Origin of the sequence: Mesobacterium hydrothermale (genome assembly GCF_035818635.1) — a bacterium.
Lineage (GTDB): Bacteria > Pseudomonadota > Alphaproteobacteria > Rhodobacterales > Rhodobacteraceae > Mesobacterium_A > Mesobacterium_A hydrothermale.
Genome location: NZ_JAYLLH010000040.1, coordinates 1 through 24684 on the forward strand (window position 1 = coordinate 1; position 24684 = coordinate 24684).

Below are 24684 nucleotides of genomic sequence, written 5' to 3' on the forward strand. Positions count from 1 at the left end.
CCCAGCCATCGCTGATCCTCCAATTGCGGGACAAATCTATCCCAGTTGGTGGACCACTTTCAGGGGGCTATTCCAGGTTTCCCCCTTTAATCAAGAACAAGAGGCTGGCACCGTTGTGCCAGAGAGATTGCTATGCTGCCTGATCCTGCGCGGTATTGGCATCATGTCGCGCATCTCGACATGGCCGATGCCCAGAAAACTGAACTTATCAACATCGTGTTTCGCGCCATGCAAAGTGAGATGGACCGCGCCTTTGGGCATGATCCCGTTCAGGTGGCGATGGCAACCAAACGCGGCAAAGATGCGTTGCCCGCGCCGGATGTGATAGACTTGTCCAAGGATGACTACCACATCACCGAGCTCTCCCAAACCTTCAACGATAAGAAAGGAATGAAGAACGAATGACAGCACCAGTTTCTCAACCCGCCGTGATTTACTGCCGGGTTTCGACCGAAAAGCAAGTCCGCGATGGACACGGGCTCGAAAGCCAAGAAAGCCGCTGCCGTGAACACGCCCGCGCGCAAGGGTACAACGTCGAAGCGGTGTTTCCCGATGACATTTCCGGTGCGGTGGATTTCATGAAGCGTCCCGGAATGCTGGCACTCCTAAGCTTCATCGACGCGCAGCCGGACAAATCCTACGTCGTCATCTTTGACGATCTGAAACGCTTCGCGCGAGATACACGCTTTCACCTCGACCTGCGCGATGCCTTTCGCCAACGAGGGGCCAAGATCGAATGTCTGAACTTCAATTTCGATGACACACCTGAGGGTGAGTTCTTTGAGACCATCGTTGCTGCGCAGGGCCAACTTGAACGCAAACAGATGCGCCGCCAAACCATCCAGAAAATGGAAGCGCGCATGAAGGCCGGGTATTGGTGCTTTCCTGCCCCTCACGGCTATCGGTTCGAGAAGACCCGCGAACATGGCAAGCTTATGGTGCGCGACGAACCTGTCGCCTCGATCCTGACCGAAGCCATCGAAAGCTATGCCTCGGGGCGATTCCAAGGTCGTGCGGAAGTGAAACGCTTCCTCGAACATCAACCTGATTTCCCAAAGACGCGGCACAATGAGGTCACGCATCAACAGGTCTATGACATTCTGACCAACCCGCAATATGCGGGCTATCTCAGTATGCCAAGTTGGGGGCTGCGGATGATTCCGGCCAAGCATGAAGCGTTGATCAGCTTTGCCACTTATCAGACCGTACAGGAACGCCTGAAGGGAACAGCCTATGCCCCTGCCCGTAAGGATATCAGCGAAGACTTCCCACTGCGCGGTTTCATCACCTGTGCCTGCTGCGAGAAGCCTCTGACAGCTTGTTGGTCGAAAGGGCGCACCCAGAAATACCCATATTACCTCTGCAAAACGAAAGGCTGCGACGAGTACCGCAAGTCGATCAAGCGCGACAAGCTGGAAGGTGATTTCGAAGCCTTGCTGAAAGACCTCAAGCCCGCTGCGCAGCTATTCACTATGGCGTTTGAAATGTTCCGCGACCTGTGGGCGGAAAAAGAAGCCTCAGTCGAAGAAGACCGGACGGCGATTCAGCGCCAGATCACACAGATGGATCGCAAAACGGCGCAACTCGTTGATCGCCTCGTCGATGCGGACAACCAAACCCTGATCAAAGCCTACGAATCCCGCTTGCAAGAAATTGAGGACCAAAAGCTGTTTTTGGCCGAACAATTGGCCCAAACCGGCCAACCAACCGTCCCCTTTAAGGATGCGTTTCGAACCGCTTTTGATTTTCTGGCAAACCCTTGGAATCTATGGGTTTCTGACCGCATTGAGGATAAGAGAGCGGTGCTGAAACTGGTCTTCGCCGACCATTTGGCATACTGTCGAAAAGAGGGTGTTCGAACCGCGAAAACCACCTTACCTTTCAAGGCTTTAGGTGGCTTTTTCGACGTCAATAAAGAAGTGGTGAGCCGTGAAGGATTCGAACCTTCGACCCACTGATTAAAAGTCAGTTGCTCTACCAACTGAGCTAACGGCCCACTGTGGAGCGCCTTCTAGAAACAGCGCGCGTCAGGGTCAACCCGAAAAATTCACGAAACCATAGTTTTCATCCTCTGGCGCTTGGTCGCTGTTGCCGGTGACCCGGACCACGCCGCGAAGGTCGTCGGCGGCCTGTCTCTCGCGCGCATGATTGTCGCGATGAATGCCGCGCCCGCGACCACTGGAAAGACAGGGGAATCACGCGTATATCGGCGCGATGTGGAAAAGCTTGCCATTCATGAAGATGCACGGCCTTGGAAACGACTTTGTCGTACTGGATGGACGTGAGCATGATATCGACGTGACACCGGCGCTGGCGATTGCGATTGCCGACCGGCATCGCGGCGTGGGGTTCGATCAACTGGCACTGATCACCCACGGGGCGGGCGACGCGCATCTGACCTTCTACAACGCCGATGGCTCGACCTCGGCCGCCTGCGGCAATGCCACACGCTGCATCGCGCGGCATCTGATGGATGAGACAGGCCAAACCGCACTGACGCTGACCACCGACCGTGGCACGCTGCTGGCACGCGATGCGGGTGACGGGCTGACCTCGGTCAACATGGGCCAGCCGCAGCTGCGCTGGGATGAAATCCCGCTGGCGCGCGAAATGGACACGCTGGAACTGCCCATCGACGGGGCACCGACCGCAACCGGCATGGGCAATCCGCATTGCACCTTCTTCGTCGACGATGCCGAGGCGGTGGACCTGTCGGCCTTTGGTCCCGTGCACGAACACCACCCGCTGTATCCGCAGCGGACAAACGTACAGATTGCCAGCCTGATCGGTACGGATCACCTGCGGATGCGGGTCTGGGAACGCGGCGTGGGGGTTACGCTGGCCTCTGGGTCGTCCTCCTGTGCCACCGCCGTTGCTGCCGCGCGGCGCGGTCTGACCGGACGGTCCGTACGGATCGACCTTGATGGCGGGACGCTTCTGATCAACTGGCGCGAGGATGGCGTCTGGATGACCGGCGGCACCGCGCATGTCTTCGACGGCGTGTTGACTGCCGACTTCCTTGGGGCGCTGGGATGAGCGCGCCGCGCTTCACCACCCTTGGCTGCCGCCTGAACGCTTATGAATCCGAAGCGATGAAAGCGATGGCGGAAGAGGCCGGCGTCAAGGACGCGCTGGTGGTGAACACCTGCGCCGTCACCGCCGAAGCGGTGCGCAAGGCCCGTCAGGAAATCCGAAAGCTGCGCCGCGACAACCCCGCCGCGCGGATCATCGTGACGGGCTGCGCTGCGCAGACCGAACCGCAGACCTTCGCCCAGATGCCAGAGGTCGACGTGGTCATCGGCAATGCCGAAAAGATGTCGCCCGACACCTGGCGCGGCCTGTCCGCCGGTTTCATCGGTGAAACAGAGGCCGTGCAGGTCGATGACATCATGTCGGTCACTGAAACCGCCGGTCACCTGATCGACGGGTTCGGCACCCGAAGCCGTGCCTACGTGCAGGTCCAGAACGGCTGCGACCACCGCTGTACTTTCTGCATCATCCCTTATGGCCGGGGCAATTCCCGGTCCGTCCCGGCGGGTGTCGTGGTGGACCAGATCAAGCGGCTGGTGGACAAGGGCTTCAACGAGGTCGTGCTGACCGGCGTCGACCTGACAAGCTGGGGCGCCGACCTGCCGGGCGAACCGCGGCTGGGCGATCTGGTGATGCGTATCCTGCGGCTGACCGATGTCCCGCGCCTGCGGATCAGTTCCATCGACTCGATCGAAGCAGACGAAAACCTGATGCTGGCTATCGCCACCGAACCGCGCCTGATGCCGCATCTGCACCTGAGCCTGCAACACGGCGATGACCTGATCCTGAAGCGGATGAAACGTCGCCACCTGCGCGACGACGCCATCGCCTTTACCGAGGAAGCCCGCCGCCTGCGTCCGGAAATCGTCTTTGGTGCCGACATCATCGCGGGCTTTCCGACAGAAACCGAGGCGCATTTCGAGAACTCGCTGAAACTGGTCACCGACTGCGGCCTGACCTGGCTGCACGTCTTTCCCTATTCGCCGCGCCAGGGTACGCCCGCCGCGCGCATGCCGCAGGTCAAGGGACCGGCGATCAAGGACCGTGCGGCGCGTCTGCGCGCGGCGGGCGAAGTGCAGGTCCAGCGCCACCTGGCGCAACAGATTGGCGCGACCCACCGCGTCTTGATGGAATCGCCCGATATGGGCCGGACCGAACAGTTCACTGAGGTCGCGTTCCGCACGCCACAGACCGAAGGCAGCATCGTGACCGCAACCATCACCGGACGCGACGGACAGTCGCTGACTGCTTGAGTGTTTGCCCTTTGCAGGTTTCTGCGGCATGTACGCGCAATGAGTGACCAGACCAAAGCCCTCTCCGTCCACCTGCTGACCGCCACCGGCGCAGTTTTTGCCATGCTCGCCCTTCTGGCCGCGGCACAGGAAAAATGGTCTGTCATGTTCCTGTGGCTGGTGGTGGCCTTTGCCGTCGACGGGATCGACGGGCCGATGGCGCGCAAGTTCGACGTCAAAGCCAACGCACCCCGCTTCGATGGCGTGCTGCTGGACCTGATCATCGACTATCTGACCTATGTCTTCATCCCAGCCTTCGCACTGTTCCAGTCCGGGTTGTTGCCGGGTTGGACCGGGTGGATCGCGATCATCGTGATCACCTTTGCATCGGCCATGTATTTTGCCGACAGCCGGATGAAGACCGCAGACAATTCGTTTCACGGCTTTCCGGGCTGCTGGAACATGCTGGTGATCGTCCTGTTTGCGGTCGAACCGAATTTCTGGGTGATCCTGACGCTCGTCGGCACGCTGGCCGTAGCGATGTTCCTGCCGTTGAAATTCATCCACCCGGTGCGCACGGAACGCTGGCGCGCGCTGTCGCTGCCGATCGCGCTGGCCTGGACGTTCTTTGCCGGCTGGGCCGCCTGGGTCGATTTCCACCCTGAAAGCTGGGCGCATTGGGGGTTGGTTACGACGTCGTTCTACCTGTTGTTCGCGGGAATCGCGCAGCAGGTCATCGCCCCCCGACGCTGACCGCGCACATGTTTGTTCCGCGCGCGCCAAACCCGCCGCTGGCCGCCGCGCTGACGCTCTTGGCCTCAGGCTTTGTTGCTGGCACCACGCTTCTGGCCAAGATGCTGGGCACGGATACCTTGGGACCCGCCCTGCATCCCTTGCAGGTCAGCCAGGGGCGTTTCATCTTTGCGCTGATGGCGTTGTCTATCGGCGCTTTGGTTCTGCGCCCGAAATTCGCCAACGTCGCCTGGCGGCAACACGGGCTGCGAGTGCTGTTCGGCTGGGGCGGTGTCACGCTGATGTTCGCCGCCGCTGCGTTCATCCCGCTGTCCGATGCCACCGCGATCAGCTTTCTCAACCCTGTGATCGGAATGTTGCTGGCGATTCCGCTGCTGGGTGAAAAAGTGGGCCGGGTGCGGCTTTCGGCGGCGGCGATTGCGCTGCTTGGCGCGCTGATCCTGCTGCGTCCGACGCCAGCGGCCTTTCAGCCCGCTGCGCTGCTGGCGCTGGGGGCCGCGATATCGCTGGCCTGCGAAATCATCCTGATCAAACGTTTGTCTGGCCGCGAAGGGCCGCTGCAGATCTTGCTGGTCAACAATATGATCGGGGTTGGCATCTCCTCGATCGCGGCGCTGGCCGTTTGGCAGATGCCCAATGCCGCGCAATGGGCCGCATTGGCGGGGATCGGCGTGCTCATGGCCGCGGCACAGACCTGTTTCATCAATGCGATTTCGCGGGCCGATGCCAGTTTCGTGTCCCCGTTCTGGTATGCCACGCTGATTTTCGCCGCGCTCTATGACGCGTTGGTTTTTGGTGTGCTGCCCGATACGGTGTCGATCCTTGGCACGGCGATCATCGTCACCGGCGCAGGTCTGCTGGCCTGGCGCGAGGCCCGGATCAAAGCATAAGCCCGCCTGACGGGTGCGTTCGCGGCAACACCTTGGTGGCTTGCGCCATCGCATCGGCCTTTCCTTGCCGCGGGCGCTTGTAACTCGGTCACGAGTGATTAGAATAGGGTCAACCAGAGGAATTTGCGGCGGCCCCACAAGCGCGGCCGCCTTTTGCGTAAGGATCCCCGATGTCCTGGACCGATGAACGTGTCGAACTTCTGAAAAAGATGTGGGGCGAAGGCCAGTCGGCCAGCCAGATTGCAAAGGAACTTGGCGGCGTGACCCGCAATGCCGTGATCGGCAAGGTCCACCGCCTTGGCCTGTCGAACCGTGCTGGCACCGCCGCGGGTGGTGCTGCGGCTGCCCCCAAGGCCGAGGCCAAGCCGGCACCGGCGGCTGAACCAGCCCCCAAGCCTCAACCCAAGGCCGAAGCCAAGCCAAAGCCCGCGCCGGAACCCAAGGCAGAGCCGGAACCCGAAAAGCCCAAGGCCGAGGTCCGTCCGGCACCGTTGCCGCCGCGCAAGCAGATCATCCCGGCCGGTCAACCGCTGCCGCCGCAGCCGTCGGCCAATGAAATCAGCCCCGAGGCACTGGCCAAGGTCAACGAGGTCGAGAAGAAGGCCAAGAAGCTGACGCTGATGGAACTGACCGAACGCACCTGTAAATGGCCCGTGGGCGATCCCGCGACCGACGATTTCTGGTTCTGCGGCCTGCCGGTGCAACAGGGCAAACCCTATTGCGAAGCCCATGTCGGCGTCGCCTTTCAACCGATGAGCGCCCGCCGCGATCGTCGTCGCTGAACGCGAAGCCGATCCAGACAAAGCAAAAGTCGCGGGCATTGGCCCCGCGGCTTTTCGTATTCGGGCAGTCCACCCGCGTCTTTCACCGGGCAGCCTACCGCCCCAGCAGCTTCAACAAGCCCTTCTTGGCCTCGTCTTCCAGCCGCTGCTGTACCGCGTCCTCGACGCTTTGGCCGTCCTGACCCTGCACGCCCAGTTTGTCCTTCAGCTTGTCTTCCACCACTTCGCCAAGGGTCTGGTCCTTTTCAACCCGGATGCCCAGTTCCTGTTCCAGCCGGTCATTCACGCGGTCGCGGACATCGTCTTTCAGCTTTTCACGCTCTTCCTGAAAGTTCTGGTCAATCAATTCGTCCAGGTCCGCGCTGATGCCAAGGTTCGCCCACGGCCCCTTCAGCCGTACAGGAATTGACAGGCCCCGTCCGCCCCGCGCCTCTGCCGAGGACACGGTGAGCAGATAGTCCATGCTGCGCGCGCCGATGTTGATGAAGCCTTCGCCCCGCGTTGTCAGGCGCGGCAGGATCATCACAAGGTCATCGCCCCGCAACGTGCCATCGGTGATCTGAAACGTGCCGGTCAGCTTTTCGAACACCGTGGTACCGCCTTGGACATTGCCGCCGTTGATCAGCCGGTCAAGGTCGATCCCGGCGATCACACCGTTGCCCGCGTCGATCGACGCATCGCCCTTGAGCGAGCGCAGGATCGCGTCGATCGACTGACCCACGCCCAGGAATTTCAGCGTCATGCTGCCGGTCCCCGACAGCCGGTCCACGTCCATCGCCGCCACCAGCGCCTGTTTCAGGTCGATACCCGTGACTTTCATATCGCCGCCCACCGACAGGCCGCTTCGGTTGTTGGCGACGAACTGGCCAGAAACCGTGCCGTCCCACGCGTTCAGTTCTTGCAGGTCGAACACCGCGCGCGACCGGTCGATGGTGACCAGCGTGCGGGTTTCGCCGAACTTGATCTTGCCCAGCGAGATGCTGGAGGCGCGGATCGCGATTTCGCCATCCAGAAGCCCCAGCGCCGAGGCATCAATCGGATCTTTTGACCAACCGTCCTCTGACGCCGATTGGGTGCCGCCGCCGCCGGCACTGTCCTGTCCAGCCAGTGCCGACAGGTCCAACGCCCCTGCATCGAGTTGAGCGTTAACCCGCAGCTTGTCACCCAGGAACACATCGGCCGCTGCGGTCAGTGCGTTCTGGTCCAGTTGCAGCGCACCACCCCGCAAGGAAAACACGCCATCCTTGGTCAGCGTGACATCGCCGTTGCCCTTGATCGACTGCCCCAGGCCCTTGGGCACGCTGATGCCATCGATGCCCAGGCCGGCCAGGAACCGCGCGGTGTCTGGCAGATCGAGTGTCAGCTTGCCGCCCAGTTCCGGCGAGGTGCCGAAGGCGCCGGAAAACGCAACTGTCCCGCCCCGGGTCTGCACCGTGACCGCCCCTGGCACTGCCTTGCCTGCCGCCAGCACCTGAGGATCGGCAACCGACCCTGACAGGCTGACCGGGGCGCCCAAGTAGTCCAGCGACAGATCGAAACTGGCCGGTTTTGCGGGGTCGGGCCACGCCAGGTCAAGATCCACGTCGCGCAGGTCAACCGTATCCGTTCCAGCCTGCATGAGGCGGAAATGCCCATTGGTGACTGTCAGCTTGTCCAGCGTGAACACCGGCAAGCCGCCGGGCGATGCGGCCGCCTGCGCCTGTCCGTTGGTGGCGGCAATCGGGGTCGAACTGAATTCCCAGTTCGCTTGCCCGTTCGACGCCGTTTGCAACAGGACCTTCGGGGTATCCAGTTCCAGCGCGCGGATGGTGATCTTGCGTGACAGGGCATCCATCGCGTCCAGTCCGATCAGCGCGCGGTCGGCCTCGATCATCGGGCCCTGGTCGGACCACGCGGCATTGGCCAGCGTCACACCCCCGGCTTCGACCCCCACGACCGGCCAGACGGTCAGGCGCACATCGCGCAGGGTGACCTCGCGCCCTAGTTGGGCGGTCAATTGATCAGACACAAGCCTGCCCAGCCGGTCCGCAGGCATCAGCAGCAACGCCCCCACCACGATCCCGACCAGAACCACCACCAGACCCAGAAGACGGAAAATCAGCCTCATGTCGTACCCTCCACGCTTGGCCCAAGACTTATCGCAAAGCCGAAGGGGCACAAGGACCAAGACCCTTTTCCCGTTGCGAACACCGGGATAAGAGGAGCCATGAGCCAGAACCCACCGAATCTGCGCCCCGATCTGGCGCCCGCCCCGAAATTCGACACCCCCCGCCGCGACGGTCAGCCGACCATCGGCATGGTCAGCCTTGGCTGCCCCAAGGCGCTGGTCGACAGCGAACGCATCCTGACCCGGCTGCGTGCCGAAGGGTATGGCATCTCGCCCGACTATTCCGGGGCTGATGCGGTGATCGTGAACACCTGCGGCTTCCTGGACAGCGCCAAGGCCGAAAGCCTTGAGGCGATTGGTGAAGCACTGGCCGAAAACGGCCGGGTGATCGTGACAGGCTGCCTTGGGGCAGAGCCCGAATACATCACCGGCGCGCACCCCAAAGTTCTGGCGGTGACCGGCCCGCACCAGTACGAACAGGTGCTGGACGCGGTGCACGCCGCCGTGCCGCCCGATCCCGATCCCTTCGTCGATCTGCTGCCCGCCAGCGGCGTGAAACTGACACCGCGCCATTACAGCTATCTGAAGATTTCCGAAGGCTGTAACCACAAGTGCAAGTTTTGCATCATCCCCGACATGCGCGGGAAACTGGTCAGCCGCCCGCACAAGGCCGTGCTGCGAGAGGCCGAAAAGCTTGTCGAAAACGGTGTGCGGGAACTGCTGGTGATCTCTCAGGACACATCGGCCTATGGCACTGACTGGGCGGACCGCCCGTCGAAATTTCCGATCCTCGATCTTGCGCGCGATCTTGGCGCGCTGGGGGCGTGGGTGCGGATGCACTATGTCTATCCCTACCCGCATGTGCGCGACCTGATCCCGATGATGGCCGAGGGGCTGATTCTGCCTTATCTCGACATCCCGTTCCAGCACGCCCACCCCGAAACGCTGAAGCGCATGGCGCGCCCGGCGGCGGCGGCCAAGACACTGGACGAAATCGCCGCCTGGCGCGCGGTCTGCCCTGATATCACGCTGCGATCGACGTTCATCGTTGGCTACCCCGGCGAGACAGAGGAAGAGTTTCAGACCCTGCTGGACTGGCTGGACGAAGCGCAGTTGGACCGTGTCGGCTGCTTTCAATATGAAAATGTCGACGGCGCCCGATCAAACGCGCTGCCTGACCACATTCCCGACGAGATCAAGCAAGAGCGCTGGGACAGGTTCATGCAAAAGGCGCAGGCGATTTCCGAAGCCAAACTGGATGCCAAGGTCGGCACCACCATCCAGGTCATCGTGGACGAAGTCGAAGACGACGCCGCCACCTGCCGAACCATGGCGGATGCACCTGAAATCGACGGCAACCTGTTCATCGACGCAGACCACGAAACCCTGTCGCCCGGCGACATCGTGTCCGTTGAAGTTGACGAAGCGGGCGAATACGACCTGTGGGGCCGGTTGGTCAAAGCGGACTGATCTGGGCAAATAACCTGCCATTACATACAGGTTTTCGTCCTCTACCTGAAAGAAATGTCATGCCGTTTGGCGCCGCGCCTTGCGCGAAGTGGATGAATTTTATCTATTGGTAAAGTAACCTTCTCAGGCGCCTCCTTCATAATGACTTTCCCAACACGTTCGGCATGGATCTGGCGCAATCGGGGGATCGCGGCATTGCCGCTGAAAACGTCCTTCTGCTTAGTCTCGCGTCCAGCGGTGTATCCGTGGGGCGACAAAAAATGATTTCAGAACCAAAACGGGGTGCCTGCGACTGGCGCCCCGTTCTTACGTTTGCGCACAGTTGGTCCCGCGAAGGCCCTAGCTCCCCCGGCGCGTCCGGAAGCCGCCGCTGTCCATTTCAATCAACGTTTCCTGATCGCCCACAGGGTTGTTGAACGGATGCGGAAGGATGCCGATAAACATCGCCAACGCCGCCAGTTCGGCCCGTGATTTCAAACCGGTGTTGGACAGCAGCGTCTGCATCCTTTGCCGAACCGCCGAAACCGAAATGCCAAGCTGATCCGCGATCACCTTGTCTTGCAGACCAAGGCCGATCAGCTCGATCAGCTCCATCTGCTTGGCAGTGATGTGGTTGCGTTCGGTAAATTCCAGCGAAAACAACTGGGCATAGCGCTGATGCGCCATCAGTGCTGCGGTGTTCAAGGTCCAGCCATGGGCCTGAATCACCGCGATCATCTGGCGCTTGGACAGGTCGCCGGAAAAGGTGATCAACGCCGATTGTGGCGGCGCATAAAGCCGCAAAGGGATCGAAAACCCCGACCGCATCCCCTTTTCCGCCGCAGCCTTAAGCACGGCAACGCGGGCTTCGGGAATATGGCGGTATTCATCGACGAATTCCAAACCAACCGCGATTGGCGTCAGGAAATACATCGCGTGGCTGCGGAAATACGACCATTTTCGCACGTCGGGGTCATCGTTGACCCCCTGAAGCCAGCTTGAATCATAGGATGTGCGAATGAAGAGCGTCTTGCGCCAATCGCGGAAATTGCTGGCCGAAATGAAGTCGATGAACGGCAGGTTCAGGTCATGGCCCAACGCCACGATCAGGCGCCAGACATCGCGGGAATGTTCGGTCGCCTCCAGCCGGGTAATGAAGCCCTGTAAAAGTTCGGGCACATAGCGTTCGGCTTCGACCAGTTCCCGCAAGGGTCGTTTGAGCGGATCAGACAGATTCATCCTCAAGGTGCAATTTCATGTCGATCAAGACCTGTTGCAGCGCAAGGGTCTCTTTCAGCAGGCGTTTCGCCTCGTTGGCGGAAATCACGCCGTCTTCGATCGACTGGTTGTATTCGGCCATCAACATCGCAAACCGCTGACTGAGCGCAATGACATCCGAATTCACCCCGCCCTTGTTGGGCCTGGAATTGCGACGCCGTTCGTCATGCGACAGGGTAATGCCTTTCAGTTCGGCCAGCGCGGCCGTGACATGCGGATAGGATGACGCCTCTTCCAGCAGGGCGACGGAATCGATCGGCATGAACCGGTCGGCATGTTCGTCATGGTCGGAGTAGTACCGGCCCAGGGTGGCTTTGGACTTACCCGTCAGTTCGCAGGCGGCTTCGATTCCAACCTCTTTGACAAGCGCCTCAGTGTGCTTTTTCAGGTAACTACCAACAGCGTTCATACATGTACCCTTGTTTCGCCCCCCGATCGCGGGGTGACGCCCCCATTAACCCAATTGCTTAGCACAGTTAAGCCGGAAATCACGCCGCAATGTCCCACCGGGGCAAGTCTTTGCAGCACAGATGCGCCGGCTGCACGATGACGCATCATTCGGTACGCGACACTCAACCGTTGCGGGCGGGTTTACCAACGATGCCCTCTTGCACCATCGGCGACGCTTGCGGCATAGCACGGGCATGGCAAAGCTCTATTTTCAGTATTCCACCATGAACGCGGGGAAATCGACGCTGCTGTTGCAAGCGGCGTATAACTACCGCGAACGGGGCATGGCGACCCACCTGATGACCGCCGCGCTGGACACCCGCGCAGGTGACGGCCTGATCGGATCACGGATCGGCATTTCTGAACCTGCTTATGGCTTTGCCCCCGAAACAGACCTTTTCGCCCATCTCAGCAAGGTCTGCGCCGAGCAAGAGATCGCCTGCATCTTTTTCGACGAAGCGCAGTTCCTGACAAAGGACCAGGTCTGGCAACTGGCCCGCGTGGTCGACGACCTTGGCGTGCCGGTCATGTGCTATGGCCTGCGTGTCGATTTCCAAGGAGAGCTGTTCCCGGGGTCCGCCGCTTTGCTTGCGCTTGCCGATGAAATGCGCGAGGTGCGCACCATCTGTCACTGCGGGAAAAAGGCCACCATGGTGATCCGCAAGGCCACCGATGGCAGCGTCGCAACCGACGGTGATCAGGTCCAGATCGGTGGCAACGAAACCTATGTCTCGCTGTGCCGCAAACACTGGCGAGAGGCCACGGGCGACCGTCAGTCTAAGGCCTGATTGCCCCGGCAATTCCCCGGAAATGCCCAGTATTGCCCCAATCGGCGCCCTTGATGCGTGCTTTGTTCGGTCTGTTCAGGACGGAAAGCACCATGAAGCACACCCCTCGCTACCTTTTGATCTTCGGCACAACTGTCGGGCTGATCGGTGGCGTCTGGATGGCGCTTCACGGACTTCAGCAGACCCAGTTCTTGCCCGAAGCCTTGCGCCACAAGGCACCCGCAGCCTTTGTTATGCTGATGGTCGGGCTTCAACTGGTCGGGCTGGCGCAATGGCTGCAATCCCGTCGTGACGCAGGCGAACAGGCGCCCGACCCGGTCAAAGAGTTGACGACGGAACCGGCAGACAGCGCATCGCGTAACCAGTTGGGAAAGGAAGAATGCGCCATGTCCTCTGAAAAGAACAGCTCCATCGTGATGGGTTTGATCGGGCGGTTGAAACCGTCCAAACCTGCCAAAGCCACGCGCGCAAAGCCGCAGCGCCCCGCGAAAAAGGCTGCGGTCGCGGACCAGGACTCGATCGTACTGGGCCTGCTGGGCAAGCTTGTGAAACGTGGCCGCAGCACTGCACCGGAACAAGCGGTTCCTGCCCCTGCGCGAACCGCGCGGCCCCTGGCCGAGCCCACGGCGCCAGAGCAAAAATCCATCGTGCTCGGACTGGTTGGCAAGCTGATGAAACGCGGTGTCACGGCCCCTGCGGCGCCCAAACCCAAACCGGCGGCGAAGGAAAAATCGTCGATCGTGATGGGCCTTCTGTCGCGCCTGACCGGGCGCAGCAAGGCCGCCACTGCTTTGGAAGACGCCGCCCCGGTTGCGGTCCGCCCGCAACGCCGCAGCACCGCCGCCACGCCGCGCCCGGCACGTCCTGCCCGCGCGACCACCAAACTCGGCGACGACGTGCTGATCCTGCAACCTGAAGATCGGCTGGCCGCACCCAACGTCACCCCGATCCGTCCACGTCGCGCCCGGGCCGGTCGCGGGGCCGCGCCGGCATCGGTACATGCCACCATGGGGGTTTCCGTGCCTCAGCAGCCATCCGACAGCTGGCTTGGCGGTCTGCCCAGCCTGCCCGCAGACACCCAATGGCCGCAGACCGAAACCGGTGCGCCCGACCGCTTCCTTGCCCAGATCGCGCTGGCCGATTTGCCCGCGGGCGTCTGGGCCGGTCTTGGGCCGCGCGACGGCTGGCTGGTGTTTTTTGAAACCACCGTTCTGCACACCGACAGTCTTGGCACACCGCATCCGATCCCGGAAGGCGCCGAACAGACGCCGCGCACCGCGGCAGAGGACTGGATGGAAGATACGCTCGGTCCGCTTCCGTCGCCGCATTGGTTCCTGTCTGCACAGGATGGCACAGGCATCGCCCCTGCACCAATGCCGCCGCTGAGCGGACGCGACGTCGCCTTTTATCCGTTCGACTGGCCCAGCACCTTCGCCCTGCTCGACGCGCTGGAAACGGTTCTGCAAGATACGCTGACGTCCTGGCAAGAGCGGGCAGCCCCCAAGCTGCCAAAGGCTGTCGCCGACAAGCGCAAGGATGCGTTCATGGCCGGAATTACCAAGGTGCGCGCCTTGAACCGCAAGGTCGCCAACCGCGCCGAAACCCACGACTTCACAAGTGCCGTCGCGAAACGCGTGGTCTCGGAGCTCAAGGCGATGACGAACGACGCCTGGCGATCAGCCAAGGCGCGCAAAGAAGGCAAGCCGGCTGTCACCATTCTTGAAATGGCAATGGGCCCTGAATACCTGGCCATGTTCGAACGTCACGCCCGACAGGTCTACAGCACCACGCCCAGGGCCCTGCCCGCGCGCTGCCGCGCCAAGCTGGAGCCCCACTGGGCCGAAGCCGCGACCGGCATCGCCGCTGAAATCGGCGCTGCGACCGAAGGGTCCGGTTGGCCTGTGCTGTTGTCGCTGCCATCCGGCGGGTTGGCCGACGCGCCGGTGGGGGCCGTCGATCGGATGCTGTGGACCATTGCGCCCGAAGACCTGTCAGAAGGTCGGTTCGACCGCGTCGTGATCGAGGTCGAACCGCGCCCCAAGGCCCGGCGTCATTCCCACTCCATCGCCTCGTAAACAGCCTGGGCATTGCGCCCGGCCAACGAGTCGAACTGGTCGAGGTGGGCAAAGTCGGATTGATCCACGTTCACCGATTCGATGATGTCGCCACCGTCGTCGATATAGGCGCGCATCTTGTCCCGCAGATTGGCGATATAGTCGCGGGTGTCGGCGGTGGCGGTTGCCAGGTCGGTAACAGGACCATGGCCCGGCACGACAGTCACGGGTTCAAGTGCGGCCATGGCGTCAAACGCGTCCAGCCAACCGGCGCTGTCCGAAAACTCCATGATTCCCAGCAAGCGCCCGACAAAAACGATGTCTCCCGTGAACACGATCCGTTCCTCGGGCAACCAGACGAAGCTGTCCCCCGGCGTATGCGCCGGGGCCGGGTTGCGCAACTGGATCGGACGCCCCCCAAGATCAAGATCGAGCGCCTCGGCAAAGGTCAGGTCGGCATAGACCGGTTCGGTGCCAGCCAATCCGTCGCCGACCAGCATCGACAGCATGGTCGACTGCATGGAATAGCGCGCGCTCTGGTCCTCGACGGCCGCCTCGGACGCGATGATCTGTGCACCCTGTTCGTGCCAATAGCCATTGCCCAACCAACGGTGATCCTGCCCACCGGTGTCGATCACATAGGTCACCGGATGATCGGTCAGGCCCTTGACGACCTCATGCAGCATCTTTGCCCCGGCATAGGTGCCACCGGGATCGACCAGCACCGCCCCCTCGGGCGTTTCGATCAGGCCGAAGGTGGCATTGTTGCCCAGGTTTTCGGGGTTGCGCTGTTCGGCGGGGCCTTCGATGGCCCAGACGCCGGGAACAATGGGATGCACGTCCAACACATCGGCAAGGGCAGGAAAAGGCAGGCAAATGAGGGCGGCAAGGCCGGTCTGAATACGCATGGAAAGTTCCTCCTGTCACGGAGGTACCCGGCCACGGCGCGATGCGCCATGCGGCCTGTCACCACGGCTGGCCTAGCCGCGTTCCACCAGCACCGACCCCACCGAATAGCCAGCCCCAAAAGAACAGATCACGCCCCGGTCGCCTGGCACCAGATCGCTGGAATGTTTGGCAAAGGCGATGATCGAGCCGGCAGACGACGTGTTCGCATAGTCCTGAAGGATATTCGGCTGCTCGCCCGGCTCTGGCACCCTGCCCAGCACCTTCTTGCCGATGAAATCGTTCATCGTCTTGTTGGCCTGGTGCAGCCACAACCGTTTCAGGCTGTCGGCTGGCCACTCTGCGTGGTCCAGATGCCCAAGTATATGGGCCGACACCATCGGCAGCACTTCCTTGAACACCTTGCGCCCGTTCTGCATGAACTGCATATCGCGGCGGTCTTCCATCTGGTCACGGGTGCGGCGCAGGAACCCGTTATTGTTGCGGATGTTGTTGGAAAACTGCGTGGCGCAGCGGGTGCCATGAATGTCGAACCGCGGGCCTTGCGCGTCATCGGCCCGTTCGATCACCACCGCCGTGCAGACGTCGCCAAAGATGAAGTGACAGTCCCGGTCGCGCCATTCCAGGTGACCGGAACAGATTTCCGGGTTCACCACCAGTGCCCGCCGGACCGACCCGGAACGCACCATGTCCGCCGCAGCCTGGATCCCGAACGTGGCCGAGGAACAGGCCACGTTCATGTCGAAGGCAAAGCCGCCAGCGCCCAGCAGGTTCTGGATCTCGATCGCAATCGCCGGGTAGGCGCGTTCATGGTTCGACGCGGCACAGATCACCAGGTCGATATCGCCCCCGCTCCGCCCGGCCTGTGCCAGCGCCTTGCCGCAGGCATCCAGCGCCATTTCCGCCATGATCCCTGGCTCTTCATCGCTGCGCGCGCGCAGGCGCGGATACATGCGGGCGGGGTCCAGAACGCCGTCCTTGTCCATGACATAGCGCTGCTCGACACCGCTTGCGGAGACGATGAACTCGGCGCTGGACTGCGGCTTGGCCTCGATCTCTCCGGCGGCAATCGCTGCGGCATTCTCGGCGTTGAACCGGTCGGCATAGGCGTTGAACGACGCCACAAGTTCGTCATTGCTGATGGCAAGATCGGGGGTAAAGACACCGCTGCCGGTGATCGCTGGCTGGTACATCTGGGACTCCTCGCAGGTGACGGGAACAAGACCGCAGCCCCGTCCAACGGTCAAGCTGAACCTCGGGAAAAGCGACCGTCCGCAGGGGCCAGCCACGGGCTGGCCCCGAGGTATCCTGCGCGGCGCGGCACACGCCGCACAATGGTGTCAGACCGGGTTCGGCACCGGCTCTCCGGCGAAAAACGCGCGGATGTTGGCCACGGCCATCATCCCCATGTCCTCGCGCACCTCAAGCGCGGCGGTGCCCAAGTGCGGCAACAGCGTGACATTCTGCAGCGCGATCAGGGCGTCGGGCACATGCGGTTCATGTTCATACACGTCCAGCCCCGCCCCGGCGATCTGCCCGGTTTGCAGCGCCGCAATCAGGGCCGGTTCGTCCACCACGTCGCCGCGCGCGATATTGACGAAATGCGCGCTGGGTTTCATCGCCGCAAAGACGTTTGCGTCGATCAGATGGCGGTTTGCACCGCCCCCCGGCACCGCGGCGACCAACACGTCACTCTCAGCGGCCAGATCGGTCAGGCGGCCCACCTGTTCCGCCGGGAAATCGACCGTTCTGGGCGACCGGTTATAGAACAGTACCGGCATGCCGAACCCGAAATGCGCGCGACGGGCAATCGCTTGCCCGATTCGGCCCATTCCGACGATGCCCACGGTTTTGCCCGACATGTGCTGGCCCAGCATCTGCACCGGGTGCCAGCCGCGCCAGGTGCCCGACCGCACCAATCGTTCGCCTTCGGCCGCCCGACGGCAGGACATCAGCATCAGCATCAGCGCGATATCGGCGGTTGCGTCGGTCACGGCTCCCGGCGTGTTGGTCACGGTAATCCCCTGCGACCGGGCCACCGCCACGTCGATATGGTTGAAGCCAACACCGAAATTCGCCAGCAGCCGGGTGCGGATTTCCCCTGCCGCCTCGAACACATCGGCTGAATACAGGTCCCCCAATGTCGGCAGCACGGCGTCATGGTCGCGAAGGCTCGCGATCATCTCGTCCCGGGTCATCACATCCGGACTGTCGCGATAGGTCAGGTCGAACCCGTCCCGCAGCGCGTCGATCACTCGGTCGGGCAGGTTGCGGGTTACCAGCAGCTTCAGCATAGCCGTGCTCCGTTCGGCGCATCCTTGTCCGGCCGCGCCAGGACCACCGCGTTGTCGGCGTCGTGAAAGCCCAGGATCAGCACCTCGGACATGAACTTGCCAATCTGACGCGGTGGGAAATTCACCACGCCCATCACCTTGCACCCGACAAGGTCTTCGGGCGTGTAATGCACGGTGATCTGGGCCGAGCTTTTGCGCTCCCCGATCTCTGGGCCGAAATCGACCCACAGCTTGATCGCGGGCTTGCGCGCCTCGGGAAAGGGCTCGGCACGGGTCACGGTACCGATGCGGATGTCGACCTTGGCGAAATCGTCATAGGTGATCTCAGCCACGCGCCAGCTCCCGCGAACGGTCGGTGGCGGCGGCGACAGTGTTGGCGATCAGCGGCGGCAGACCGCTGGTTGCGTCCATCAACACCTCGAGCCCCGCCTGTGTCGTGCCGTTCGGCGACGTCACGTTGCGCCGCAATTGGGCGGGGTCTTCGTGCGACTGTTCGGCCAAGGCCCCTGCGCCGGCGACCGTCGCCTTGGCCAGTTTCATTGCCAGATCTGCGGGCAGGCCCTGCGCCTCGGCGGCGGCGGCAAGGCATTCGATCATGTGGAACACATAAGCCGGACCGGACCCGCTGACCCCGGTCACCGCATCCATCTGCGCCTCGGCCTGCAAACGGACGGTCTGGCCGATAGCTGACAGCAAATCTTCGGCCAGCGTCATCTGTGCTTCGCTGACCTGGGTGTTTCCAAACAGGGCGGTGATCCCCTTGCCCACGGCAGCGGGGGTGTTTGGCATCGCACGGATGATCGGGCTGTCATCACCCAGCGCGGCCTCGAATGTTTCGATCGGGGTACCCGCGGCAATCGACAGGAACACCGTATCAGATCCGCCGTATTCGGCGATTTGCGGCAGGGCAGAGCCCATCATCTGCGGTTTGACGGCCAGCATGACGACCTCGGGGCTGGCCGGCAGGTCGGTGTTTACATGCACACCCTGCACCTTGACCCAATCCGACGGATGCGGGTCGATGACCCAGACAGCCTTGGGCGAAAGGCCTTGTTTGAGCCAGCCTTCCAGCATGGCCGACCCCATTTTGCCACAGCCCAGAAGAACCAGCCCGCGGCGTTCCAGTTTCGTCAAATCCATATCGCTCCCCGGCCAAATTTCTTTGGGGGAAACTGTTACGCCCGACCGTAGGCCTCTGCAATGGCGACCTTCATGGCCTGTTCCGGGCTCTGATCGCCCCACACCATCAGTTGGAACGCCGGATAATAGCGCTCAGAGCTGAGCACGGCCGCCATGATCATCGTGTCGATCTGTTCCGCGCAGGCAATTTGTTCACCCGCCAGAACCAGGCCATAGCGATAGATCATCAGCTTTTGCGGCTTCCAATAGGTGAAGGACCCGGCCCAGCACTGATCGTTGACCAGGTTCAGCCCCTCGTACAAAAGCGGCAGCTTGTCGTCCGGCGGCTCCATCTCGAACGAGCAGATCAGGCGCAGCGTCTGATCATAGGCCGACCAGGCCAGCGTAACGGAATAGGTGCGCCACTGGCCTTCAACGGCCATTGCGATCTGGTCATCGGCAACACGATCGAAATCCCAATCGTTGTGGGTGGCAAGATGTTCGCAAATGTCGATCGGGTGTATCTCTTCTTCGAGAAACTGCTCGGTCATGGCCATGGCGCTGCTCTTTCCTTGCTAGCGCAGAGGCGATTGCGCGCCCCAAGCGCTTGGTGCCTGCTCAAGGTGCAGCGGCGATTTCCGCTGCCCTTACAAGATATGGTGCAGCCGGAGCGCGGATCCGTAAAGCAATATTTTGGGGATAAACCCAATTTCTTGTGGATTCTTTGGGCAAAGAAACAAAAGACGCCTGTTTCTTGACTTCCCTGTCGACATTCCCCGACAGTGTCTTGCAAGTACTGCCTGTATTTTCAGTTTTTCCAGCGACGTCACATTATCGCCAAGGTTGCATCTTGACGCGAATAAGTGACTCTGCCAAGTATTCAAAACGTAGCCGTTTCTATGTTTTTCGGTTCAATATTAATCAGTTGCTCCACCAACGGGGCGCGTTGATCCACACAATCAGTAGTTGCCTCTCGGCTTCCCGTCTGCTGGGTGCCGACAACCTGGGGCATCGTCGGCCCCGCTTTGACCGCTGCGGGTTCCCGGCACATGGGGGATAGAAATGCCGAATACCGTCGTTGACGTGCCCTTGGGCACGACCGCTGCTCAGTTGCAATCCATGATTGACGCTGCTGGGGCAAACACCACCTTTCAGCTTCAGGCCGGGACATATCACTTCGACCGGACCGTCACCATCAGCAACAGCAACGTCGCCCTGATCGGTGCTGGCCGAACCGAAACGCTGATCACCATGGCCACCAACATGGGCACCGATCCGGTGATCCAGGTGGGCGACGCACTTTACGGCGCCACGATCGAAAAAACCGTGGATCTGGCGATTTCAGCCTCTGCCGGGGATACGTCGATCACGCTCGAAAGCGGGCATGGGATGGAAGTCGGCGACTTCATGTATATCCAGGCCGAAAACACCGCTGCGTTCTTTGCGGAAATCGGCGATACACAGTGGAAAAAGTCGAACCCGCTGCGCACCCTCCTGGTCGAGGTGACAGCGGTGAACGGCGACGACGTGACGTTCAACAGCCCCCTGACCTTCGATTTCGACGCCTCGATCACCACGGTTCAACGCCGCACCCTGCTGGAAGGTAACGAACTTTCCGGCTTTTCCATGATGGGGCCATACGGGGAATCGAACCCCGGCAGCTTTTCCAATACCAAGCCCGGCCAGAACCACATGATGATCATGGTTGGCGGCACTGCGGGCATGGTGATCGAAAACATCGGCATCGAAGAAGCCGTGTCGCACGGAGTCGTCATGGCGGGCAGCCGTGACCTGACGATGACCGATTTCTACATGGACGGCACCCACAACAAGGGCGGCGGCGGCAATGGTTATGCCGTTTGGATCCGGGATGTCTATGACAGCAGCTATTCCGACATCTGGGTGACCGACACCCGACACGCGGTGCTGTTCGCCAGCTATACCACCGCCAGCGGCAACGACGTGCACGTCACCTATACCAACCGGGATATCAACTTTCACGGCGGTCGCGATCAGTTCAACACCGTTGTGGTAGACTCGATGGTTCGCAATGCGACCGAGCAAGGCTATCTTGCCTGGGCGACCTTCTACAACGAAGGCGAAAGCTACGGCGCGCCCACCGATCCAGCGACGAACCCGATCCACATCCGCGAACTGGTGGCCACCAGCAAAGGTGACAGCGTCGTCTCGCACGATGACGGCAGTCACCTGTGGCTCGTCGCCGGGGCCGACACCGTCCATACCGGCGCGGGCGATGACTATATCAACGGAGGCAGTGGCACGGATGACATCTATGCCTCGGCCGGCCAAGACAGCATCGACGGCGATTCCAGCTTTGACACAATCTATTTCGACGGCAATTTCGTCGAATACACCGTGACCGCCGATGGCAGCGACCTGTATTTCACCCGAGGCACCGACAAGACCCGCGTGACGAATGTCGAAAGCTTTGTTTTTGCCGACTACAGCTACAGCGACTCCAGTCTTCTGAACCTGGCGGGCGTCGAGACCAATCCGTTCACAGGCGCCGATCCCGCGCTGCCCGATCAACCGGCATTTGGCCCGGATGGCGACACGGGCGGGTTTGATACGACGACCGGCGGGGGCACCGATACCACCGGCGGCGGCGGCACTGACACCACTGGCGGATCGGGTGGGACCGATACCACCGGGGGCGCGGGCAGCACACCCGACGTTGTGCCGGGGTCCAACGTCGACTGGACCCCGATGGACGCCACCGGCCTGCCCGTCGTGGATGGCACCACGGGTTGGGAACGGTCCACGCAATCGCAAAGCTTTGTCATGGGGTCGCTGCTGGACGCGATGCAGTTCTCGTCCGGTGGCACCTATGACGTGGTCGGCAATGCGCTGGTCAACAACATGCTGGGCAATGACGACGCCAACCGGATGGAGGGCTACGGCGACGACGACCGCATCTTTGGCAAGGGCGGCGACGACACCCTGCTGGGGGGAACCGGCGACGACTACCTTGACGGTGGATCGCAGAACGATGCGATCTACGGTGGTGACGGCAATGACTCGATGGACGGCGGCAACGGCGACGATGTGTTCCTGGCCAGCAGCGGCAACGACGTGATCAACGGCGAAAGCGATTTCGACACGGTGATCTTTACCGGTGCGCTGGCCGTTTACGCGATCACTGAAAGCGGCGGTGCCTTCACGGTCTCGGACGCAGCGGGAACAACCACGATGCAAAGTATCGAAAACTTCGTCTTCAACGGAGAGGTCATCGCCGCCGCCAACCTGATCACCGAATGGCAGGCCGCGGTCGCGGGAGGGGGCGGAACCGACACCACCGGCGGCTCGGGCGGCACCGACACCACCGGGGGCTCGGGCGGAACGGACACCACCGGCGGCACGGGCGGAACCGACACTACCGGGGGCTCGGGCGGAACCGACACCACTGGCGGCTCAGGTGGCACCGACACCACCGGTGGCACGGGCGGTGATCCCGCGGATGACACGGTTTGGCTGAACGCCGACACCACCGGTCTGCCCGAGGTCCTCGGGCAAAGCTGGTGGGACCGCTACAACTCTGACGCGTCCTTTGTCATGGGCGCCGACATGGACGCGATGGAGTTCACGACCCAGGCCGATCTCGACGCATTCGGCAACGGCATGGACAACAACATGCTTGGCAATGACGGCGCCAACCGGCTGGAAGGCGGCGCCGGCGATGACCGCATGTTCGCCCGCGAAGGCGATGACACTGTTCTGGGCGATGCGGGCAACGATCTTGTCGAAGGCGCGGGCGGCAACGACATGCTGTCAGGTGGCGCGGGCAATGACACCGTCAAAGGCGGCAACGGAGACGACACGATCCTTGCCGGCACGGGCAATGACACCATCGACGGCGATGCCGACAGCGACACCGTGATCTTTGCAGACGCGCTGGACAGCTATGCGATCACCGGCAGCAGCAGCAGCTATACCGTGACCAACGCGACCGGGTCGATGCTGGTAAAGAACGTGGAAACCTTCGTGTTCGACGGCGTATCGATCGCAGCAGACACCCTGACCGCCGCATGGGAATCCGCAATCGCCGGCGGCACGGACACCACCGGTGGCACGGGAGGAACCGACACCACCGGTGGCACGGGTGGAACCGACACCACCGGCGGATCGGGTGGAACCGATACGACGGGCGGATCGGGCGGAACCGACACCACCGGCGGATCGGGCAGCACTGACAGCCTTGCTCCGATCACCGATGTCGATTGGCTGTCCGGGGCGTGGTCCGAAACCGATCCGGCAACGGGGACCGCAGTGCTCGACGGCATCGCGGAGACCGTGGATTACGGACGCACCGACACGTCTTATGTGATGGGCGCCGACCTGGACCACGGCCGGTTCGATACCGAAAACGATCTGGATGTCTGGGGCAACGCCCTGAGCAACGACATCAACGGCAATGACGGGAACAACCGGATTGAAGGCCGCGCCGGGGACGATGATCTTGACGGATACCAGGGCAATGACATGCTGATCGGCGGCCTGGGCAATGACACGCTGAAAGGGGATGACGGCAACGACACCCTTCACGGCGGGTCGGGCAATGACCGTCTGGATGGCGAAAATGGCAATGACGTGTTCGTCTTCCTGACTGGCGGCGGCAACGACACGATCCGCGACTTTGGTGACGACACCGACACGCTTTGGCTGGGGATCGGCGGCGTCACCTCGGTGGCCGAGGCCCTGGGGTTTGCCATCGACGACGGCCGCGACGTGACCTTCAGCTTTACTGGCGGAGACACGCTCTTGGTCGAGGATGTCAGCATTGCCGACATCCAGAACCACATCGTGATCCTGTGAAGGCACTGGCCCGGGTGGCACCTCAAGTGCCCGGGCCCCTGCCAAATGCGAAAAGCCCCGGTTGCTCCCCCGGGGCTTTTCCTTGAGTCAGAACGGATCGCCGCGTTACTGCGCGGTCCAGCCGCCATCGACCGGGATCGACGTACCGGTCACGTTGTGGGCAATCGGGTTGCACAGCCAAAGCGCCAGCGCCCCGATTTCTGCCGGGTCTGACGTGCGCCGCGACGGCTGTTTTTCCGACAGCAGATCGGCAACCCCCGCGTCCCGGTCCCCGCCATGCAATGCCGCGCGGGCCTGAACCTGCGGTTCGATGATCGCGGTTTCGGTCCAGCCGGGACAGATACAGTTGACCGTGACTCCGCCCTTGGCCTTGCTGCCCTCGGCGGCATATTCCAGCGCCGCCACCTTGCTGAGCCCGACCAGGCCGAATTTCGACGCCACATAAGGCGCCTTGTGGACCGAGGCCACCACCCCGTGCACCGAGGCGATGTTGATCACCCGGCCATAGCCGCGCCCGGCCATTCCCGGCATGGCCAGCCGCATGGTGTGAAACGCCCCTGACAGATTGACCGACAAGATCGCATTCCATGTCGCCGCGTCCGCCTGTGCCAGCGACACGGTTTTCTGAATCCCGGCATTGTTCACTAGTGGATTGAATCCAACATTTGGAACCCTCGATTTCTTGCGGCGATGATGTCGTTGGGGTCTGCCCGCCAAAC

Annotated in this window: 21 protein-coding genes, 1 tRNA gene and 1 pseudogene; 11 read left to right on the forward strand and 12 right to left on the reverse strand. The window is 61.9% G+C overall.

What is annotated here, in order from left to right:
* Window positions 1-132 precede the first annotated feature (132 nt).
* On the forward strand, window positions 133-405 hold the full coding sequence (locus VK792_RS17885; protein WP_326299237.1) for a hypothetical protein: 273 nt from the start codon (window positions 133-135) through the stop codon (window positions 403-405).
* Window positions 402-1427 (forward strand): annotated as a pseudogene (locus VK792_RS17890) (recombinase family protein); the annotation flags it as partial. The gene VK792_RS17885 and the pseudogene VK792_RS17890, both read left to right, overlap by 4 nt.
* 90 nt (window positions 1428-1517) lie before the next feature.
* On the opposite strand, the gene VK792_RS17895 reads toward VK792_RS17890, so the two are convergent.
* Both VK792_RS17895 and VK792_RS17900 read right to left on the reverse strand, forming a co-directional pair.
* Window positions 1518-1703 carry a hypothetical protein gene (locus VK792_RS17895; protein ID WP_326299238.1) on the reverse strand — a complete coding sequence of 62 codons (186 nt, stop codon included), beginning with the start codon at window positions 1701-1703 and terminating at the stop codon, window positions 1518-1520.
* Between the two features lie 217 nt (window positions 1704-1920).
* Window positions 1921-1996, reverse strand: a tRNA-Lys gene (locus VK792_RS17900).
* Window positions 1997-2235: 239 nt separating this feature from the next.
* Here VK792_RS17900 and dapF point away from each other — a divergent pair.
* The 5 genes from dapF to VK792_RS17925 all read left to right on the forward strand — a co-directional run bounded on the left by dapF (window position 2236) and on the right by VK792_RS17925 (window position 6687).
* On the forward strand, window positions 2236-3036 hold the full coding sequence (gene dapF / locus VK792_RS17905) for a diaminopimelate epimerase (protein ID WP_435404871.1): 801 nt from the start codon (window positions 2236-2238) through the stop codon (window positions 3034-3036).
* Window positions 3033-4283, forward strand: a complete 1251-nt coding sequence (gene mtaB / locus VK792_RS17910) for a tRNA (N(6)-L-threonylcarbamoyladenosine(37)-C(2))-methylthiotransferase MtaB (protein ID WP_326299240.1) — start codon at window positions 3033-3035, stop codon at window positions 4281-4283. The genes dapF and mtaB overlap by 4 nt, the downstream gene beginning before the upstream one ends.
* Before the next feature lie 39 nt (window positions 4284-4322).
* Window positions 4323-5015, forward strand: coding sequence for a CDP-alcohol phosphatidyltransferase family protein (locus VK792_RS17915; RefSeq protein WP_326299241.1), 693 nt, complete (start codon window positions 4323-4325; stop codon window positions 5013-5015).
* An 8-nt stretch (window positions 5016-5023) separates the two neighbouring features.
* Complete coding sequence (locus VK792_RS17920; protein WP_326299242.1) at window positions 5024-5905, forward strand: DMT family transporter; 882 nt, start codon at window positions 5024-5026, stop codon at window positions 5903-5905.
* A gap of 170 nt (window positions 5906-6075) precedes the next feature.
* Window positions 6076-6687: a GcrA family cell cycle regulator gene (locus VK792_RS17925; RefSeq protein ID WP_326299243.1), complete on the forward strand. Its 612-nt coding sequence runs from the start codon at window positions 6076-6078 to the stop codon at window positions 6685-6687.
* A 94-nt stretch (window positions 6688-6781) separates the two neighbouring features.
* On the opposite strand, the gene VK792_RS17930 is transcribed toward VK792_RS17925, so the two are convergent.
* Window positions 6782-8794 carry an AsmA family protein gene (locus VK792_RS17930; protein ID WP_326299244.1) on the reverse strand — a complete coding sequence of 671 codons (2013 nt, stop codon included), beginning with the start codon at window positions 8792-8794 and terminating at the stop codon, window positions 6782-6784.
* Window positions 8795-8893: 99 nt separating this feature from the next.
* On the opposite strand from VK792_RS17930, the gene rimO reads away from it, so the two are divergent.
* Window positions 8894-10264 (forward strand): 30S ribosomal protein S12 methylthiotransferase RimO, encoded by a 1371-nt coding sequence (gene rimO / locus VK792_RS17935; protein WP_326299245.1) that lies wholly within the window; start codon window positions 8894-8896, stop codon window positions 10262-10264.
* 339 nt (window positions 10265-10603) lie between these two features.
* Here rimO and VK792_RS17940 read toward each other — a convergent pair whose 3' ends face one another.
* Both VK792_RS17940 and VK792_RS17945 read right to left on the reverse strand, forming a co-directional pair.
* Entirely contained in the window at window positions 10604-11482 is an 879-nt protein-coding gene (locus tag VK792_RS17940) for a helix-turn-helix transcriptional regulator (protein ID WP_326299246.1), read from the reverse strand.
* The gene (locus tag VK792_RS17945) at window positions 11469-11930 is read right to left on the reverse strand and encodes a phage regulatory CII family protein (RefSeq protein ID WP_326299247.1); all 462 of its coding nucleotides are present in this window, start codon (window positions 11928-11930) and stop codon (window positions 11469-11471) included. Before VK792_RS17945 ends, VK792_RS17940 begins: the two co-directional genes overlap by 14 nt.
* Before the next feature lie 235 nt (window positions 11931-12165).
* On the opposite strand from VK792_RS17945, the gene VK792_RS17950 reads away from it, so the two are divergent.
* A complete protein-coding gene (locus tag VK792_RS17950; RefSeq protein ID WP_326299248.1) occupies window positions 12166-12759 on the forward strand; it encodes a thymidine kinase in 594 nt (197 codons plus the stop codon).
* Between the two features lie 92 nt (window positions 12760-12851).
* Entirely contained in the window at window positions 12852-14834 is a 1983-nt protein-coding gene (locus tag VK792_RS17955) for a DUF1963 domain-containing protein (protein WP_326299249.1), read from the forward strand.
* Here VK792_RS17955 and VK792_RS17960 read toward each other — a convergent pair.
* The 6 genes from VK792_RS17960 to VK792_RS17985 form a co-directional block, all read right to left on the reverse strand.
* Window positions 14810-15721, reverse strand: coding sequence for an MBL fold metallo-hydrolase (locus tag VK792_RS17960; RefSeq protein ID WP_326299250.1), 912 nt, complete (start codon window positions 15719-15721; stop codon window positions 14810-14812). The two genes, VK792_RS17955 and VK792_RS17960, sit on opposite strands and share 25 nt — an antisense overlap.
* Window positions 15722-15793: 72 nt before the next feature.
* Window positions 15794-16912 (reverse strand): beta-ketoacyl-ACP synthase III, encoded by a 1119-nt coding sequence (locus VK792_RS17965; protein ID WP_326299251.1) that lies wholly within the window; start codon window positions 16910-16912, stop codon window positions 15794-15796.
* A gap of 147 nt (window positions 16913-17059) precedes the next feature.
* Window positions 17060-18013: a 2-hydroxyacid dehydrogenase gene (locus VK792_RS17970; protein WP_326299252.1), complete on the reverse strand. Its 954-nt coding sequence runs from the start codon at window positions 18011-18013 to the stop codon at window positions 17060-17062.
* On the reverse strand, window positions 18007-18345 hold the full coding sequence (locus VK792_RS17975) for a tRNA-binding protein (RefSeq protein WP_326299253.1): 339 nt from the start codon (window positions 18343-18345) through the stop codon (window positions 18007-18009). The genes VK792_RS17970 and VK792_RS17975 overlap by 7 nt, the downstream gene beginning before the upstream one ends.
* Window positions 18338-19153: a pyrroline-5-carboxylate reductase gene (gene proC, locus VK792_RS17980; protein ID WP_326299254.1), complete on the reverse strand. Its 816-nt coding sequence runs from the start codon at window positions 19151-19153 to the stop codon at window positions 18338-18340. The genes VK792_RS17975 and proC overlap by 8 nt, the downstream gene beginning before the upstream one ends.
* A 35-nt stretch (window positions 19154-19188) precedes the next feature.
* Complete coding sequence (locus VK792_RS17985) at window positions 19189-19689, reverse strand: type III secretion system chaperone family protein (protein ID WP_326299255.1); 501 nt, start codon at window positions 19687-19689, stop codon at window positions 19189-19191.
* Window positions 19690-20194: 505 nt separating this feature from the next.
* Between VK792_RS17985 and VK792_RS17990 the strand changes: the two genes are divergently transcribed.
* On the forward strand, window positions 20195-23965 hold the full coding sequence (locus VK792_RS17990; RefSeq protein WP_326299256.1) for a calcium-binding protein: 3771 nt from the start codon (window positions 20195-20197) through the stop codon (window positions 23963-23965).
* 105 nt (window positions 23966-24070) lie between these two features.
* Here the strand turns inward: VK792_RS17990 and VK792_RS17995 are convergent.
* The coding region (locus tag VK792_RS17995; protein ID WP_326299257.1) for an SDR family oxidoreductase at window positions 24071-24684 on the reverse strand (614 nt) is incomplete at its 5' end.